This window comes from Marinomonas sp. NPDC078689, assembly GCF_044542435.1.
Classification (GTDB): domain Bacteria; phylum Pseudomonadota; class Gammaproteobacteria; order Pseudomonadales; family Marinomonadaceae; genus Marinomonas; species Marinomonas arenicola.
Genome location: NZ_JBITUJ010000005.1, coordinates 1 through 16,374, shown reverse-complemented (window position 1 = coordinate 16,374; position 16,374 = coordinate 1). Strand labels below are relative to the sequence as shown.

The 16,374-nt window shown below is 45.0% G+C and carries 13 protein-coding genes, 1 tRNA gene and 1 rRNA gene; 14 read left to right on the top strand and 1 reads right to left on the bottom strand.

The genetic code is table 11. The features are described 5' to 3' along the window. The first annotated feature begins 87 nt into the window (after positions 1 to 87). The 12 genes from fba (at position 88) to ACIGBN_RS09900 (ending at position 13,962) form a co-directional block, all read left to right on the top strand. Positions 88 to 1,155 (top strand): class II fructose-bisphosphate aldolase, encoded by a 1,068-nt coding sequence (fba, locus tag ACIGBN_RS09955; protein WP_133002144.1) that lies wholly within the window; start codon positions 88 to 90, stop codon positions 1,153 to 1,155. A 114-nt stretch (positions 1,156 to 1,269) separates the two neighbouring features. Continuing rightward, positions 1,270 to 1,354 (top strand) — tRNA-Leu (locus ACIGBN_RS09950). A gap of 173 nt (positions 1,355 to 1,527) precedes the next feature. Then, the gene (locus ACIGBN_RS09945) at positions 1,528 to 2,619 is read left to right on the top strand and encodes a substrate-binding domain-containing protein (RefSeq protein ID WP_396665183.1); all 1,092 of its coding nucleotides are present in this window, start codon (positions 1,528 to 1,530) and stop codon (positions 2,617 to 2,619) included. Then, the gene (locus ACIGBN_RS09940; RefSeq protein WP_396665181.1) at positions 2,616 to 5,204 is read left to right on the top strand and encodes a hypothetical protein; all 2,589 of its coding nucleotides are present in this window, start codon (positions 2,616 to 2,618) and stop codon (positions 5,202 to 5,204) included. Before ACIGBN_RS09945 ends, ACIGBN_RS09940 begins: the two co-directional genes overlap by 4 nt. Continuing rightward, a complete protein-coding gene (mtnN, locus tag ACIGBN_RS09935; RefSeq protein WP_396665179.1) occupies positions 5,197 to 5,895 on the top strand; it encodes a 5'-methylthioadenosine/S-adenosylhomocysteine nucleosidase in 699 nt (232 codons plus the stop codon). Before ACIGBN_RS09940 ends, mtnN begins: the two co-directional genes overlap by 8 nt. Positions 5,896 to 5,897: 2 nt before the next feature. Beyond that, positions 5,898 to 6,890: a hypothetical protein gene (locus ACIGBN_RS09930; protein WP_396665177.1), complete on the top strand. Its 993-nt coding sequence runs from the start codon at positions 5,898 to 5,900 to the stop codon at positions 6,888 to 6,890. 105 nt (positions 6,891 to 6,995) lie between these two features. Further along, on the top strand, positions 6,996 to 8,102 hold the full coding sequence (gene trmA, locus ACIGBN_RS09925) for a tRNA (uridine(54)-C5)-methyltransferase TrmA (RefSeq protein WP_396665175.1): 1,107 nt from the start codon (positions 6,996 to 6,998) through the stop codon (positions 8,100 to 8,102). A gap of 220 nt (positions 8,103 to 8,322) precedes the next feature. After that, a complete protein-coding gene (gene serA, locus ACIGBN_RS09920) occupies positions 8,323 to 9,552 on the top strand; it encodes a phosphoglycerate dehydrogenase (protein WP_133002138.1) in 1,230 nt (409 codons plus the stop codon). A 448-nt stretch (positions 9,553 to 10,000) separates the two neighbouring features. Then, entirely contained in the window at positions 10,001 to 11,113 is a 1,113-nt protein-coding gene (locus tag ACIGBN_RS09915; protein ID WP_133002137.1) for an extracellular solute-binding protein, read from the top strand. A 92-nt stretch (positions 11,114 to 11,205) separates the two neighbouring features. Beyond that, positions 11,206 to 12,288, top strand: a complete 1,083-nt coding sequence (locus tag ACIGBN_RS09910) for an ABC transporter ATP-binding protein (RefSeq protein WP_133002136.1) — start codon at positions 11,206 to 11,208, stop codon at positions 12,286 to 12,288. Beyond that, complete coding sequence (locus ACIGBN_RS09905; protein ID WP_133002135.1) at positions 12,281 to 13,168, top strand: ABC transporter permease; 888 nt, start codon at positions 12,281 to 12,283, stop codon at positions 13,166 to 13,168. The genes ACIGBN_RS09910 and ACIGBN_RS09905 overlap by 8 nt, the downstream gene beginning before the upstream one ends. Continuing rightward, the gene (locus tag ACIGBN_RS09900) at positions 13,165 to 13,962 is read left to right on the top strand and encodes an ABC transporter permease (RefSeq protein WP_133002134.1); all 798 of its coding nucleotides are present in this window, start codon (positions 13,165 to 13,167) and stop codon (positions 13,960 to 13,962) included. The genes ACIGBN_RS09905 and ACIGBN_RS09900 overlap by 4 nt, the downstream gene beginning before the upstream one ends. Before the next feature lie 92 nt (positions 13,963 to 14,054). Here the strand turns inward: ACIGBN_RS09900 and ACIGBN_RS09895 are convergent, their stop codons facing one another. Continuing rightward, positions 14,055 to 14,903, bottom strand: coding sequence for a LysR family transcriptional regulator (locus tag ACIGBN_RS09895; protein ID WP_396665171.1), 849 nt, complete (start codon positions 14,901 to 14,903; stop codon positions 14,055 to 14,057). A gap of 106 nt (positions 14,904 to 15,009) precedes the next feature. On the opposite strand from ACIGBN_RS09895, the gene ACIGBN_RS09890 reads away from it, so the two are divergent. Both ACIGBN_RS09890 and ACIGBN_RS09885 read left to right on the top strand, forming a co-directional pair. Continuing rightward, positions 15,010 to 15,885, top strand: a complete 876-nt coding sequence (locus ACIGBN_RS09890) for an urea carboxylase-associated family protein (RefSeq protein ID WP_396665169.1) — start codon at positions 15,010 to 15,012, stop codon at positions 15,883 to 15,885. Positions 15,886 to 16,307: 422 nt separating this feature from the next. Next, positions 16,308 to 16,374 (top strand): 16S ribosomal RNA (locus ACIGBN_RS09885); the annotation flags it as partial.

The window sequence follows — 16,374 nt, the reverse complement described above, 5'->3', positions numbered from 1 at the left end:
TCTATGAAAAAATAAATAACCAGAGAGTTCGCCATAACTCCGTCTCCTATGATGTTCATAGGAGATTATTGTCAGAGGAAAACTTTTATGCCTTTAATTAGTATGCGTCAATTGTTGGATCATGCCGCTGAGCACAGCTATGGTCTTCCTGCTTTTAATGTGAATAACATGGAGCAGGTTAAAGCCATTATGGAAGCAGCGAATGAGGTGAATTCTCCTGTTATCATGCAAGCCTCTGCAGGGGCTCGTAAATACGCAGGTTCTCACTTCCTTCGTCACCTTATCTCTGCGGCCATTGAAGACTTTCCGCATATTCCTGTTGTTATGCATCAGGATCATGGTACATCTCCTGCCATTTGCCAGCGCTCTATTCAGCTTGGATTCTCATCCGTGATGATGGATGGCTCTCTAATGGCCGATGGAAAGACGCCAGCCAGTTATGACTACAATGTTGATGTGACTCGCCGTACGGTTGAGTTTGCTCATGCGTGTGGTGTGTCTGTCGAGGGTGAGTTGGGTGTGCTAGGTTCGCTAGAAACAGGTGAAGCTGGAGAAGAAGATGGTGTGGGTGCTTCTGGTATCTTGACCATGGATCAAATGCTAACAGACCCACAAGAAGCGGTAGATTTTGTGAACGCAACGGGCATTGATGCGCTAGCGGTTGCCATCGGTACTAGCCACGGCGCGTATAAGTTTACTCGTCCACCTACTGGCGATATCTTAGACATTGAGCGCATCGCGAAGATTGTTGAATTGCTGCCTAATACACACATTGTGTTGCACGGTTCTTCTTCTGTGCCGCAAGATTGGTTAGAGATTATCAACGAATTTGGTGGTGAAATCCCGGAAACCTATGGTGTGCCTGTGGAAGAAATCGTTAAAGCGATCCGTTACGGTGTGCGTAAAGTAAACATAGATACCGACTTGCGTTTAGCTGCGACTGGTGCGATTCGTCGTAGCCTTGCAGAGCATAAGGGCAACTTCGACCCTCGTAAGTATCTAACCGAAAGCATCAAAGCCATGAAGGCGGTTTGTATTGACCGTTACGAAGCCTTTGGCTGTGCTGGACAAGCGTCTCGTATCCAAACGATGGATCTTGAAGAGATGGCAGTGCGCTATGAGCGTGGTGAGTACCTAAACGGTCGCAATTTTTAATCGCGATTAATGCCTGAAGGCGAGCCTATAGAAATTGTTTTGTACTTTTTATCAGATAATTGAAAAAAAGTGTTGACCAGAAAAATGATTTGCCTATAATGCTCGCCATTCCTTGCGGGAGTGGTGGAATTGGTAGACACGCTGGATTTAGGTTCCAGTGCTTCACGGCGTGAGAGTTCGAGTCTCTCCTTCCGCACCATATTTAAAAAAAGCTGACTTTATGTCGGCTTTTTTTATGTCTAAAATTTGTCATTTCGGCAATTCATTCGTATTTTCTCAGGCTATCGCTTGTGTTGCTTTGTGATACCGCTTATCTTTTTTGTTGCTTACTTTTAATACGGCTTCTTAATTGAAGCGCTATCGGATCAAATAATGCGACGACTCCCTTTCACGCTGTTTGTAATCGCTATTATCAGCGGGTGTATGCCTCTTCAAGCGGCTAATGTGCAGTCGTTCACTATGGACAGCAGCCATTTCTATTCGCTATACCCAGAGCAGCAAGCACTCAGTGATCAGTTTTCTGCCACAGTGAATTCTCCGCCAACCCCAGTAGATAAACCTCAACGTCGTCCTGTGCAGGTCACTATGTTGTTGTTCGGTCGAGCCCAGACACTCAAGAACCATTCGTTAGTTAATGCGTTCCAACGTCGTATGAGTGAGCTGAAAATAGATTATCGACTGGAAACCTTTTACGGCCAGCGTAATCATTATGATGCGGCTGAATACGCTAAGTTAAAACGCTCTCGACCGGATTATTTAATCATTACAGAGTTGGACATAGTGCAAAGCCGTTATGTTGAGCAGGTGCTGCGAGAGGGGCATCCTAAGGTGATGTTCTATGATATGGCGACACCGTTATCGAATTGGCAGAATCATCCACCTTTCATGTATATCGGCTTTGATAAGGTTAAAATCGTCAATATGCTGGTGAGTTACCTTCATCGTCAGCTTCCTCCACACGCTAGAATAGCGGCATTTTTGGCCGACTCTACGGCATTAGGCGATCAGCGCTGCGATGCTTTTCTGGATGCTATGGCAGCGATTAATCGTCCTATTCAAAGAATTCAGACGATGGAAAGTTCGGTTCAGCGCGCTAAAAAAGCCGCCCGTCGTTTATTAGCAGCAAACTCAGTCGATTTTATTTTTAGTTGCACACAAAATATTTCAGATGGTGTGGCATCCGCGATTCAAGCTTTCCCTTCAGCAGGCGTGAAAACAAATAGCTGGGGGTTCTCCAGCAATGAGTTGTCAAACCTAACCAGTCAGCGAACGCTGGTGAGTACATTGTTTCGATGGGACGATTTGGCCATTGCCATAGCAGAAGGTATTAAAGGCGATTTAGAAGGAGAAGCGGTCCCTAAGCTCTACATTGCGCAGGCGTCACTTATTTCGTCAGATTTGGATGCTGAAAGTCTCAAATTGCTCATACGCCGAGCCTATCGCTATTCTGGAGCCGCCTTATGAAAGCGGCCATTAGTCTGCAGCGCCGGGCGTTTTACCGCATCTTATTGCTGTTTTCCTTGGTTTTTATTGTCGTTGGCTTTGTTTCTATTTTGGCCATCGATGGTGCCACTCGCCATGCAGCGAAAAGCAATTTATTAGTGCGCAGTCATGTTGTTGAGCAGGTGCTAAATAGCTATTTAACCCGTGCAGAATATGAGATGGGCTACATTAGCCAAGATTTAATTCTAGGGGATTACCGGCCTGGTACAGAATTGGATATGTTGTTTTCTCATCATGAGGTGCTGTTCTTTGGTGGCTTGGATTTCTTTTATATTGACTGGGCAAAGCGCAAAGGCGCCACGGACCCAAGAGCGCGAGTTTATACGCAAGACAACATCCCCGAGCTGCTGACTAAAGGCATTATTAATCGCTGGGTAAAAGTGTCAACGGCGGACGGTGCTATTCTTTTAATGTATAAAAAGAAGTTGGTGTCTAAGGGGCGTATTTTAGAAGGTTATTTATATGGCTTTGTTTCATTAAACAATAACTTAACGCTATCAAGTGAGCTATTAGATGGCGCCAAGGCAGACTTAATCAGCTTGTATGATAGAGAGACAGGCGCCTTGCTCTTAAAAGAAAGCAAAGCGGGCTTTGACCCGTCAGATAACGTGGTCGCCGTGATGAGTGATATTGAGACACCTGTGTACAGCAGCCAATATCGCTTGAGCCTGTCGAAACGAATTCCCATCTCAGAGTCCATTTTGTCGGTGTGGATGCAGGTGCTGATTTTTGTGTTTTTGGTCTTGCTTGGCTTGTATGCCTTATTGATGTTTTTGATTAAGCGTCTTGTGTTCATGCCGCTGAGTATGATTGCTCAATACCCTGAGAGTGATCAGGTTATGTACAGTGAGTTACAACCGATTCAAGCCAAAAGTCTCCAATACCGTGGTTTTTTAACGGCGAAAGAAAATCGATTCCAATTGTTGTTAGAGTCCACCCATAGCGCGATTATTTTCTGTGATGAAATGGCCGAAGTCGAAGAAATCAATCAGGATGCTATTCGCCTTTTTCCGCATTATAAGAACTCTCGGACTGTGTTTGATTTCATGCCGATCTCTTGTCATAAGGCGATTCAAGAAGTGCTCAAAGGTGGGGTGGGGGTTTCCTTCGAGCTTACTCTTTCCAATTTGAACAAAATTTACCACTGGCGTGCCCATTCATTTATTAATGAAAATGGCTTTAGAAGCATTGTTTTAGTAGGGCGTGATACCACTGAAGAACGGCGTTTGTCATGGCAGCTAGAGCAATTAAAACCGTCGACACTCGATTTGAATCAAAAATTGGAAGTCGAGGTGCTACTGAGTGAAATGACGTATCTATCGCAGTTACCCTCATACTCACCAGAGGGGTATTTGCAAGGCTGGATCAGCTTGGTGTTAGAAATCCTCGAAAGCTTTCAAACAATAGATAACAGCGTTGAGCAGTCGTCCATCGGCAAGCTGCTGAGCCAAGAAAGTACCCATGTGATGCATCAGTTGGGTCTGGACGTTGCGATCATGCGCATTGACTGCCCAGTGGAGTCTGGTGCCGCCATTGTGGCGCTGGACCCATATCTTAAGAGCTTGTTGCATCTGGTCTTCATGATGGCAGTGACCAATGCGATGCAGGAAAAAAGCATCACGGTGCGTTTTGAAAACGGTATGTTAGAAATCGTTGTTAGCAACGATATGGTATCGCGGCCGTTTTTTCAGTGGGTGTTAATGATTGTGCTCAAACCCTTGGGTGGTCAATCTCATAAGTTGCGAAACAACGCTTTGCGGATCCATGTTCCATTCGAATGGCATGGTAAAGAAAATGCTGTGTTATCGAGCGGTTTAGTGGTCGCTTGGGTGGTCAACGACTACTCTGATTCAGATAGGGTCCAAGAAGGGTTAAAGCGCTTAGGTGTGACTGTGAAGGTGTTTTTATCGGGCGATGACTTTTTTATGCAATCGGCGTCGATCAAACAATTTGATGCAGTCATTGTTGGGTGCGATCAAGAAATGGAGGTTCAGCAAACGATAACAGCCGATTTAGAAACACAATATAACCGTACGCAATTACCTGTGGTTTGGTTAAATACACGGCCTGTTGAGTTAGGGGATTATGATGTGTTTTCAGTGACGGGGTGCGTGTTTGATTATAGCCTCCACCAAGCACTGATTGAGTCGACACAACGCAAGGCGATAGTTCCCGCCTTGATGGCGAGCCAAGGGGTATCTTGGATAATCGTAGGCGGTAGTCGCGTCACAAAAGCGATTTTATACGCCGAGTTAGAGCAACGATCGATTGCCTCTCAATGGTTATCAGACTTGTCAGGTTATGATTCGGTTTTACCGTATCACTCCGATGCGGTCATTGTTCTATTAGAGCCTCAAGCCAGCTCAGTCTTACTGAGAGTACAAAGTCATTACCCTAAAGTGCGTTGTTTAGCGGTACAAGACTGGCCAGAAAGACCGGAACATGTCGCACTGTTTGAAATAAGTACCCCGTATACAGGGGAGCAAATAAGTGCACTGGAAGAATTCATTCAGTGCCAATTATTATTAGGAGATATGAATGAGTAAGGTGATTGGTTTAATTGGTGCTATGGATGAAGAAGTAGCCGTTATTAAATCTTGGATGAGCGATGTGCGCAAAGAAAGCATCGCCGGCTGTGATTTTTTCATCGGCCAGTTTGAGGGAAAAGACGTGGTGTTGTTGCAATCAGGCATTGGCAAGGTAAATGCCGCTTTGTCGACCACGTTATTGCTATCAAAATTCTCTCCAGAATACGTCATTAATATTGGCTCTGCCGGCGGTTTTGCAGAGGAGCTAAATGTTGGGGATGTGGTGATTTCTGATCACGTTGTTCACCATGATGTTGATGTGACTGCATTTGGCTACCCTATGGGTCAGGTGCCAAGTATGCCAGCTACCTATGAAGCGAATGCGGCACTGATTAAACAAGCGCAAACAGCCGTTCAAGATGTTAATCGTGTGAAAGCGAAGGTCGGCTTAATCGGCACCGGCGATAGTTTTATGAACGATCCAGTAAGAGTCGAAACGGTCAGAGCCTTGTTTCCTGAGATGGTAGCGGCTGAAATGGAAGCGGCCGCGGTGGCTCAAGTATGCTTTAAATTTGGTACGCCTTTCGTTGTCGTTCGATCTTTATCGGACATTGCAGGTAAAGAGTCGCCACAAAGCTTTGAGGAATACTTGAAAGTTGCGGCGGAAAACTCCTCTCTAATGATTCAGCAAATGCTGAAAAACGGCTAATAATGATATTTTGCAAGGATGCTTTATTGTTCGCCGGTTGCCTCATTTTGTCTGCGCCACTCATGGCGTCAGACCCAGAGAGCGATAAGCCCCTCGAAGAAGAGAGCCATCAAGTGTCGCAAGAAGAAGGCGGTTCTTGGTGGCAGTCGGCTCACCAATCCGTCTCAGAAACGGTCGACAGTTGGTCACGTAATATTGACATGTTTTTGTCAGGTAATAAGCAAGCCCTGTCCAATAAAAGTTATATGCGCTTACGTTTTGGTCCTATCTTGAGTGAAGAGGGGGCAGACGGCTTTTTTGATTTTAACGCGCGTTTAAAACTGCCTAACACAAAGGATAGATTGCGCCTTGTGATTGAATCAGATGGCGATCATCTAACGAGCGACAACGAAATTACAGAAACATCCAGAGACAGTAGCGTGGCGAACTCGGTCGCAAACTCCAATGTGTCAGCAGCGGTTCGATACATCAAGAAAAGCTGGGGTGCAGATTTTGATGGTGGCGTATTATTGGCCTTCCCTTTGAATCCTTTTTTACGCACGCGCTTCTCGCAAGGAGAGCAATATGAGCGATGGCGCTGGTATCAGCAAGAAGAGGCTTTTGCGTATTATACGGAAGGAACCGGGCTACGTTATAAGCTTGGTTATGCTCATCAGCTAGGAGAGGATTTTCAATATGGTGGTCGTTTTGGAACGACTTGGTTTGCGCAAGATGATGAAATTTATTATCGAGAAGATATTTTTCTAAATCAGACCATCAACGAAAGAAACAAATTGTTGTATCAACTCAGCTTTCTACAAGCAGAGGGCGATGATACAAACGGCAACAGCTTTTTGTACTTTGTGGATTACAGCCGACTTTTGCATAAAAACTGGCTGATTGGTCATGTTAAACCACAAATGACGTACGAAGCAGACGAGAATTATCGTGCCGATTTCTCTTTGACCCTTTCTTTAGAAATCCTTTTTGGGAACCCGTATTTAGTCCCGAAGTGAATTCGAGCGACCAGATAACAAACAGTGATTAGATTTGTCGGGTTGGAACTCGTATAATGCCGCGCTCAATGTGGTGAGTTTCCATCGTTTTTAAGAGAATGTGTCATGAGACCGGATCAAATCCAACCTGAACTATACGAACAACAGCTTGAAGAAAAACACGCAGAGCTGACTCGCCTAATGGCCGACCTGCCATTGCCTGATCTGGAAGTGTTTCCTAGTGATCCTACTCACTACCGAATGAGAGCAGAATTCCGTATTTGGCATGAAGGCGATGATCTGTATTACGCTATGTTTGATTCTGCGGAGCCAAGAACGCCGATTCGAACCGATCAATTTCTTGCTGCCTCGACTCTTATTAATGAACTGATGCCAGCATTGATTGATGCCGTGCGCGATATCCCTGTGTTGCGTCATAAGCTGTTTCAGGTCGATTTTCTCACTACCACAACAGGCGAAGCCTTGATTAGCCTGCTTTACCATAAGCCGATCGATGATGAGTGGAATAAAGCCGCTCGCCTAATGAGTGAGGCCTTTCCTGCTTGTCACTTTATCGGTCGTAGTCGTAAGAAAAAACAAATTCTGACACGTGATTTTGTCATGGAGACATTGACCGTTCATGGCCAAAAATTTCATTACCAGCAAGTAGAAAATAGCTTTACTCAACCCAACGCTGGAATCAGTGAAAAAATGTTGGAATGGGCGCTGGATGTAACAGAAGGCCTGTCTGGCGATTTGCTTGAGATGTACTGTGGTAATGGTAATTTTTCCATTCCGTTGGCACGTCGATTTGATCGTGTTGTGGCCACAGAAATATCAAAAGTGTCAGTGAATTCCGCACAGTTGAACATTGCTATTAACGGTATGAGTAATGTTCAGGTGGTGAAAATGGCGAGTGAAGACGTCTCGGCCGCATTGAATGGCGAAAGTGAATTGCCAAAAACCTTATTACAGGCCGGAGTGGACGCTTTGTCGCCATCCGTTGTCTTAGTAGACCCGCCACGAGCAGGACTGGACGATGCCACCGTAGAGTTGGTTCGTAAAGTGGATCGTATTCTTTATATTTCTTGTAACCCTGAAACATTGAAAGCGAATTTGGAAGCGCTGGCGAGCACTCATAAAGTCGTTCGCTATGCCATGTTTGATCAGTTCCCTTATACGCATCATGTAGAAACAGGTGTTTTCTTAGAACGTTTAGACACCGCTGAATAATGGAAAGGGGGCTTATGAGCCCCTTTTTTATTGGTTAAATAGCATGACCATTTTGTTTGTTCTTTGAGCAATGCGCAGAAAAAAAGAAAACAACCGTTTGCATGAGTTTTGCTCTTAACATAATGAAAGACATTCTAGTATCTTGAATACGACATTGAATGTTCTGTGTTAACATATTTACACAAATTCCCCCCACCATAATAGAGAAGTCGAACGAGCCATGAGCAACACCTCACTAGACAAAGACAAAATTAAAATCTTGTTATTAGAAGGCGTGCATCAATCTGCACTGGATGCATTACATGCCGCTGGTTATACAAATATCGAGTACCATAAAACAGCACTGGCTGAAGATGAGCTTATCAGTAAGATCTCTGAAGCGCATTTCATTGGTATTCGCTCCCGCACGCAGTTGACAGAAAAAGTCCTATCCCATGCCAATAAATTGGTGGCGATTGGTTGTTTCTGTATTGGTACGAACCAAGTGAATTTGGACGCGGCCAGTGAGAAAGGGATTGTCGTCTTTAACGCGCCTTACTCGAATACGCGTAGTGTGGCTGAACTGGTTCTTGGTCAGTTGATTTTGTTGTTGCGCGGTATTCCTGAAAAGAATGCAGCCTGTCATCGTGGTGGTTGGATCAAATCCGCTGTAGGTTCGTATGAAACACGCGGCAAACGCCTAGGCATTATTGGTTACGGTAGCATTGGTACTCAGCTTAGTGTGTTGGCTGAATCTTTGGGTATGGAAGTGTGTTTCTACGACATCATCACCAAACTGCCTCTAGGTAATGCGCGTCAGATTAAGAGCTTGAACGAATTGCTAGCAACGTGTGATGTAATCAGCTTGCATGTACCAGAAACCAACTCTACTAAAATGATGATTGGTGCGAATGAGGTGGCGAAAATGAAGAAAGGATCTATCTTCATCAACGCTTCTCGCGGCACAGTAGCCGATTTAGGTGCGGTTGCGGACGCGATCAAAGCGGGTAACTTAAGCGGTGCGGCAGTAGACGTATTTCCTGTTGAGCCTAAAGGCAACACAGAAGAATTTGTTTCTCCATTACGCGGCTTAGATAACGTTATTTTGACGCCTCATATTGGTGGTAGCACCATGGAAGCGCAAGAAAATATCGGTATTGAAGTGGCTGAGAAGCTGATTAAATACTCTGATGTGGGCACCACCATTGCAGCGGTTAACTTCCCTGAAGTGGCATTGCCTTCGCAAGCGGACAATCACCGTATTCTACATGTTCATGAGAACCGTCCTGGCGTGTTGTCTAAAATCAACGCTATTTTCTCTGACAACGATATCAACATCACAGGCCAGTACCTACGTACCACGGAAAAATTGGGTTACATGGTCATGGATGTGTCTGCCGATGCCGGTGAAATGGCGCTAGAGAAATTAAAAGAAGTAGACGGAACCGTCAAAGCGCGCGTTTTGTTCTAGTTTTTCTTTTTTAAATAAAAAAACCAGCGAATTAGCCTATCCTTATGGGTAGGTTATTACGCTGGTTTTTTTTTGCCTTTTGTTTGTGTGGCGAGTCTTCATTAGCGAACATGTGTGATTGACTTAGAAAAAATTTTATTAAGTTTAGAATGATTTAAGTTCGCATTCGAATTGATAGTTTTTGGTGAATCGTTTAAGTTTATTTTTAGGAACAATAAGAAAATGATTACTTTTTAGCAAAAACGACGTTTTTTTGACTATACGCGACCCATTTGACGGCATTGATCTCTAAGTCGTAACAAAATCGTCATTGTTTTGTATTATGGTTTTTTATTGACTACTCGTTTAATGAAAAATAAGAGTCGTATAGGCGTCTGTTTTGTTTAAAGGCGTTATGTAAACTTCTGAAAATAAGATCATAATGGCACTACTCACAAGGAGCTCTAGAATGACCCTTTCACGTCGTCAGTTTATAAAAGGTGCTTCCGCCGCAGGCGCGGTTGCAGCAACCCCTTTTTCTATTAACCAAGCGATTGCAGCGAATAAAGAATTGCGTATTTATGCGTGGGCAGGATACATCACAGACGCTATGTTGGCTGACTTTACAGCTAAGACTGGCATCAATGCGACCTTTACACCTTATGGTACAAACGATGAGTTAATGAACTCACTGCGCGCCACGGACGGTACCGGGTTTGATATCATCATGCCGACAGTCGATCGCGTGCCAGGTTATGTAGATTACGATTTGGTTCAGCCTTTGGATACCTCTCGAATTAAGTGGGATGGCTGTTTGGAGAGCGCTATTAGTGGTTCTGAAGTCGGTGGTGTTGTGAAAGGTAAGCGTTACTTTGCTCCTGCGGATTGGGGAACAGAAGCCATTGCTTACAACACAGAATACGCAAAAGTAGACCCTAAAAACCTAAGCTATGGTGACTTATGGGCGCCAGAGAATTCGGGTGGCGTAACAGTACGTGGCCATTCGGCGCTGGTGGGCATTGGTCTATGGTTAGAAAAAGCGGGCAAACTGCCTTACCCATTATTGGATTCGTATAAAAACGAAAAAGCCATGCGCGCCAATTTTGATGTGATCTTAAAAGTTGCCGCGGAACACAAATCTTCTATTGCACAGTTCTGGTCAACGGAAAATGAAGCGCAAGGCGCGTTCCGTACTAATGGCGCAGTGATTGGACAGACTTGGGATAGCACCGCATTCAAACTCAAATCGGAAGGGGAGCCTGTGGCCTTCGGTGCGCCTAAAGAAGGTGCATTGGCTTGGATGGAAGGGTTTGTTATTCCGAAGAATGCGAACAACGTGGATTCTGTTTACGAGTTTATTAACTGGTATTACACACCAGAAGCCGGCGCTATGTTTGTTGAGTCTACAGGCTATAATTCAACGTCTAAAGGCGCAGAAGCCTTGTTGCCTCAAGCGACAAAAGATTTCTTCGATTCATCCTATACTAAGCAAGATCTTGCTAACCTATGGTGGTGGCCAATTCAAGAACCTTGGTACGTTGCCCTGCGTAACGAATACCAAGATCGTTACCTGTCTGCGTAATACAGATATCGAAAAGCCCCTTGCAGTCTGACTCTGTGAGGGGCTTTTTCGTCTAGCGATCTTCACCTATAAAAATATCAATGAGAGGTAACATGGACAGCAGTGTTCATCTAGATAATGTCGTTATGGAGTTTGGTGATTTCACCGCTATTCAGAAAACCGATTTGAAAATTGAGTCGGGTGAATTTTTTAGTTTCTTAGGGCCATCAGGGTGTGGCAAAACCACCATTTTGAATATGATCAGTGGCTTTCTTGACCCGACGCATGGCGACGTGAAAATTGGCGGTCAAGGTATGCGGGGCGTGCCAGCGAATAAACGTCCGACCTCGATGATTTTTCAAAACCTCGCGCTGTTTCCATTAATGACAGTGGCTGAAAACATTGAATTTGGCCTAGAAGTGCGTGGTGTTTCGAAAGGTGAGCGGAAAAAGGCCTCGGATCGACTGCTAGAATTGGTCGCACTAGAAGGCAGCGGCACCAAAAAAGTCTCTGAATTGTCGGGTGGGCAGAAACAACGAATTGCCATTGCTCGTGCCTTGGCGGTTGAGCCTCAAGTCTTGTTGCTGGATGAGCCATTGTCCGCCTTGGATCTTAAATTGCGTCAGCATATGCGCATTGAGTTGAAAGAAATCCAGCGTAAAACAGGCATCACTTTTATTTATATCACTCACGATCAAGGCGAAGCATTGACGATGTCGGATCGTGTTGCCGTAATGTCTGCAGGGAAAATACAGCAAGTCGCAGATCCGATTACCTTGTACCGAGACCCAAAAACGGCCTTCGTCGCCTCTTTTGTGGGTGAAAATAACGGTATTAAAGGGTGTGTTACTCAGCTTAATAATGGCATCGCTGATCTAGATTGCGGTGTATTGGGCCATTTGCAGGGGCGTGTTCAAAGCGGTGTCAATGTGGGTGACAATGCCACCCTATTTATTCGACCTGAACATTTTCGTTTGGCGGCAGAAAATAATATGTTGACTATTCCTAGCGCCATCGAAGAAGTGAACTTCGAAGGGTCTTATCTAACCTTGAATGCGAATACACAGGCGCAAACCAGCTTGTCGATACAGCTAGGCTCGCATCAGTATACAGACAGCTTAGTAAAGGGCGCACCTGTGTCTTTATCGTACCGTGCTGAAGATGCGGTGGTGATTGGAGGGGCGGATCATGTTTAGCCAACTGAAAGCGCGCTTTGGTAGCAGCTTAGCGGTTGGCATTCTCGGCATGATTGCAATTTGGTTGCTGGGGATGGTGATTTTGCCTCAGCTACTGATGGTGGATTATTCCTTTCGCCCGAACTTATTTCCTTCTGAAATAGGTGGCCCTAAAGATGTGTATTCTCTAGGGAATTACGAAACGCTGTTTAGTAATCTTATCCATTTAAAGATTTTCTTAAAAACCATCTGGTCGAGCGTATTGGTTACAGCGCTTACCTTGTTGGTGAGTTATCCGATTGCTTTTTATCTGGCGAAAGTGGCAACGCCGAGGCAAGCCGCTTTTTGTCTGTTGCTGTTAGTGATCCCATTCTGGATTAATGAAATCCTGCGGACGTTTGCTTGGTACATTATTCTGGCCTATAAGGGGCCATTAAATGCGATGTTGCTGGGCCTGGGTTTTATAGATAGACCGATACGTTTCTTGTCAGGAGATGGTGGTGTCTTAATCGGGATGGTGTATGCCTATATTTTGTTTATGATTTTTCCTATTTACAACGCGATTGAAAGCTTAGACAGCAATCAAGTTAAAGCGGCTCGTAATTTGGGAGCAGGCTGGATTCGCACCCATTGGCGAGTGATCATTCCTCATGCCAAGCCAGGGATAGCGACAGGTTGTATTATGACCTTTATGTTGGCGGCGGGTAGCTATGCCGTGCCTTCTCTTTTAGGGTCACCAGGCAGTCGTTGGTTTACTCAAATCATCTACAATTGGTTCTTTGAGGGTGGCGATTGGAACCAAGGCGCGGCTTATGCCTTCTTATTGCTTATCATCTGTATTGGTTTTATCGCTTTGGTTATGCGTATCTTTAAAGTGGGCTTGGGGGACATTGCAAAATGAAATCTGAAACAATCCTACGTTGGAGTGTACGCTTCTATATTGGCGTGTTCTTTTTGTACCTGTTTACGCCGCTGATCATCATGGGGTTAGCGACATTTAACGACAGCCGTTTCCCTACGGTCTCTCCTTGGAAAGGCTTCACTCTTAAGTGGTTTAGTGCGCTAGCAGAAGATGATGCCATGTGGCATGCCCTCTGGATCAGTGTCATCGTTGCGGTTGGGGTGCTGGTTGTCGCAGTGCCGATTGGTATTTGTTGTGCGTTGTTCTTGTCGACCTTTCAAGGGAGAGGGAAAACCTTCCTCTATTCCTTAATGATGTCCCCATTATTAACGCCTGGCGTTATCGTGGGTATTTCAACCTTGATCTTTTGGAAGGGCTTGTCCGTTAGTGGCGGGGTTATGCTGACCGTCATTGCGCAAACAACCTTTATCGCCGCGTATGTTATGTTGATGGTATTGGCGCGATTGCAGCGCTTTGATCGGACGTTGGAAAATGCGGCCTTGAGTCTAGGGGCTACACAGTGGCAAGCGTTTCGCCGGATTCTATTGCCGTATTTGAAGCCTGCGATCATTTCTGCTGCTGGTATTGCTTTCTTACAGTCGTTTGAAAACTACAACACGACATTGTTTGTAAAAGGCTATGACACCACCTTGACCGTCTATATCGCGTCTAAAGTCCGTACCGGTCTAACGCCAGCGGTCAATGCGTTGGGCCTCGTGATGATTTCGATAACGGTTATCTTGGCGATTGTTTATGAAGTTAAGCGACGTAGAGAGCAGTCCATTCATTCTTAGGATTAGCATGGCGTCGTGTTAGAGGGATTGCCTTGTAACCCAGTAATAGATCTGCCTAAGCCAGTATGGATTCCATACTGGCTTTTTTGCATTTAAAGGAGGTGCTGCAGCAAGGTTTGAATGTCTGCGTGGGCGTATTGATTGTGTTCAATGGCATAGTAGCGCCCGATGTTTCCTTTCTGTTCTGATAATGCAACTAGGATGCCGTTGTCCAAGTCTTCTTGAATTAGGGTTTGTGGACACAGGGCAATACCTTGTGCGGCAATGGTTGCCATCTTTAACAAATGAAAGTCTTCATAGAGCAGTTGGGTGGGTTTGTTTAATGTGAGTCCTTGAGCGCTAAACCAAGCTTGCCAGCTGTCTTGTTGATGGTCGTGAAGTAAATCTGCGGCAAGCATGTCTGTGCTGGAAATGGGCAAGGTAAAGCGAGCGAGATAAATAGGGCTGCAAACAGGGATGGTTTCTCCGGTCAGAATCTTAGTTCGTAAATAAGGGCTGCTATCGCCTTCTTCATGACTGCCGATGCGTAGGCTGTATTCGTCTAAATATTCTGGGGCGGAAGAATGGTAATTGATGACAAATTCATAATTGGGCTGGGTCTCTTTAAAGGTCAATAAGCGCGGCAGTAACCAAGGTTCAATCAGGGACGGCATACAATAAATGGTCAGTGGGTGATGTCGTTCGTCGGTTGGAGTGGAAAGCAGTTGATCGATATGGTCAAAAGGAGCAGCGAGCTCATTAGATAAGCGTCGACCTTCCGGTGTGACTTTGAGCTGACGGCCTGACTTATAAAATAGCGCATAGCCGAGTTGGGCTTCTAAGCGCTTAATCTGATGGCTAACAGCCGACTCTGTTAAATGTAAATACGCGGCTGTGTGCTTTAAGCTCTTAAAGCGAACGGCGAGGTGAAAGGTGTGCAGTGCCGTATATGGATGACTCATCAACAACCTCTATACTATTTGTCATGTATTTTAAAATAATGTCATTTTATTTGAGTTTCCGGTTTTATTAATCTAAGTCAAATAGTCAATAAGATGGGAGTACATTATGAGTCAAGTAGAAGCGGCGTACCGAGCTGGACCTGGATCAAAACTGGCGGTGGATGCCGCGTTTTATAACTCCTTAAAAGAGGGAGGCGCGCAACGTACCTTAGTGGAAACGATTAAGATTCCGATGCGCTCTGGCAAAGCATGGGAAGTGCCGGCTGGTCATGTGTTCAGGGTACGTGTGTCTGACGGACCACAGGTTGGGGATTTCAATATGTGGAACAAGCATGACCCTCGTGAGCGTATGTGGGCTTCTCGTACTCGACAAATGCAAAGAGCGCACGTCAGCATTCATGATCGTCTTTGGTCGACCTTACCTTTTCTCCGCCCTATGGTGACCATCATAGATGATAGTTTGGCGGACTATGGGCAAGATGCAGAGGGCGGTAGAGTGCATGATTTATTGGGCACGCGTTGCGATCCTTATGTTAACCGTTTACTCACAGGAGAAGATTTCGACTTTCATTGCCATTCGAACTTGGTGCGCGCGGTACTACCGTATGGCTTAACAGAATTTGATGTTCATGATGTGCTGAATATTTTCCAATGTACGGGCCTCAATGATGAAGATAAATACTTCATGAAAGCCTGTCCTGCTAAGAAGGGGGACTATTTGGAGTTTTTTGCAGAGATGGATCTATTGTGTGCGCTATCTTGCTGCCCTGGTGGGGATTTGTCTGTAGATCTATGGGGACCAGAAGCAAAAGATCCATTATCAACCTGCCATCCGCTGGAAGTGGAGATTTATAAGTTAGAAGCCAGTGCATTAGAAGGTTGGGAAGAGCCTAAGAGTGCAGGTTACGCTGGTGGCCATGGTCTTAGTGCGCCAAATGTCGACTGGGAGGCGAAAAAAAAAGCCCTACCGTCTAACGAATAGAGTAAAAAACAAACAGAAAGTGGCCTTTTTGTTGGTTAATTAAACGATTTTTGTTTTCTTTTAAATTAATTGCGATAAATGTCACTTTTTCTCAGAAAAGGGTTGCACTAAATCTGTAGATCCTTAATATACGCCCTCGCTGACACGGACAACGCTTCACAACAACGAAGACGATGTCTAGCTTACTAAGTAAGCCAACAGGTTAGCACGCTCTTTAAAATAGATAATCAGATAATTTGTGTGGGCGCTCGCTGGAGTCTTCAGAAGATCATCGCCGTTCGGTTTACCGGAAGGTAGTTGATCAAAAAAATTGAAGTCTTACGAGAGTCTACAAACAATTCGCTTTATGTTGATTTGTTGTCTTAGGATGACAGATTAATTAAGTTATTTGTTAGTGTAACGATTTGAGTGAGCAAGCTTTTTAACTGAAGAGTTTGATCATGGCTCAGATTGAACGCTGGCGGCAGGCTTAACACATGCAAGTCGAGC

Bases quoted from the DNA above. Each gene is read 5' to 3' on its own strand.
- fba (WP_133002144.1), top strand. From the start codon at position 88: ATGCCTTTAATTAGTATGCGTCAATTGTTGGATCATGCCGCTGAGCAC.
- ACIGBN_RS09945 (WP_396665183.1), top strand. From the start codon at position 1,528: ATGCGACGACTCCCTTTCACGCTGTTTGTAATCGCTATTATCAGCGGG.
- ACIGBN_RS09940 (WP_396665181.1), top strand. From the start codon at position 2,616: ATGAAAGCGGCCATTAGTCTGCAGCGCCGGGCGTTTTACCGCATCTTA.
- mtnN (WP_396665179.1), top strand. From the start codon at position 5,197: ATGAGTAAGGTGATTGGTTTAATTGGTGCTATGGATGAAGAAGTAGCC.
- ACIGBN_RS09930 (WP_396665177.1), top strand. From the start codon at position 5,898: ATGATATTTTGCAAGGATGCTTTATTGTTCGCCGGTTGCCTCATTTTG.
- trmA (WP_396665175.1), top strand. From the start codon at position 6,996: ATGAGACCGGATCAAATCCAACCTGAACTATACGAACAACAGCTTGAA.
- serA (WP_133002138.1), top strand. From the start codon at position 8,323: ATGAGCAACACCTCACTAGACAAAGACAAAATTAAAATCTTGTTATTA.
- ACIGBN_RS09915 (WP_133002137.1), top strand. From the start codon at position 10,001: ATGACCCTTTCACGTCGTCAGTTTATAAAAGGTGCTTCCGCCGCAGGC.
- ACIGBN_RS09910 (WP_133002136.1), top strand. From the start codon at position 11,206: ATGGACAGCAGTGTTCATCTAGATAATGTCGTTATGGAGTTTGGTGAT.
- ACIGBN_RS09905 (WP_133002135.1), top strand. From the start codon at position 12,281: ATGTTTAGCCAACTGAAAGCGCGCTTTGGTAGCAGCTTAGCGGTTGGC.
- ACIGBN_RS09900 (WP_133002134.1), top strand. From the start codon at position 13,165: ATGAAATCTGAAACAATCCTACGTTGGAGTGTACGCTTCTATATTGGC.
- ACIGBN_RS09895 (WP_396665171.1), bottom strand. From the start codon at position 14,903: ATGAGTCATCCATATACGGCACTGCACACCTTTCACCTCGCCGTTCGC.
- ACIGBN_RS09890 (WP_396665169.1), top strand. From the start codon at position 15,010: ATGAGTCAAGTAGAAGCGGCGTACCGAGCTGGACCTGGATCAAAACTG.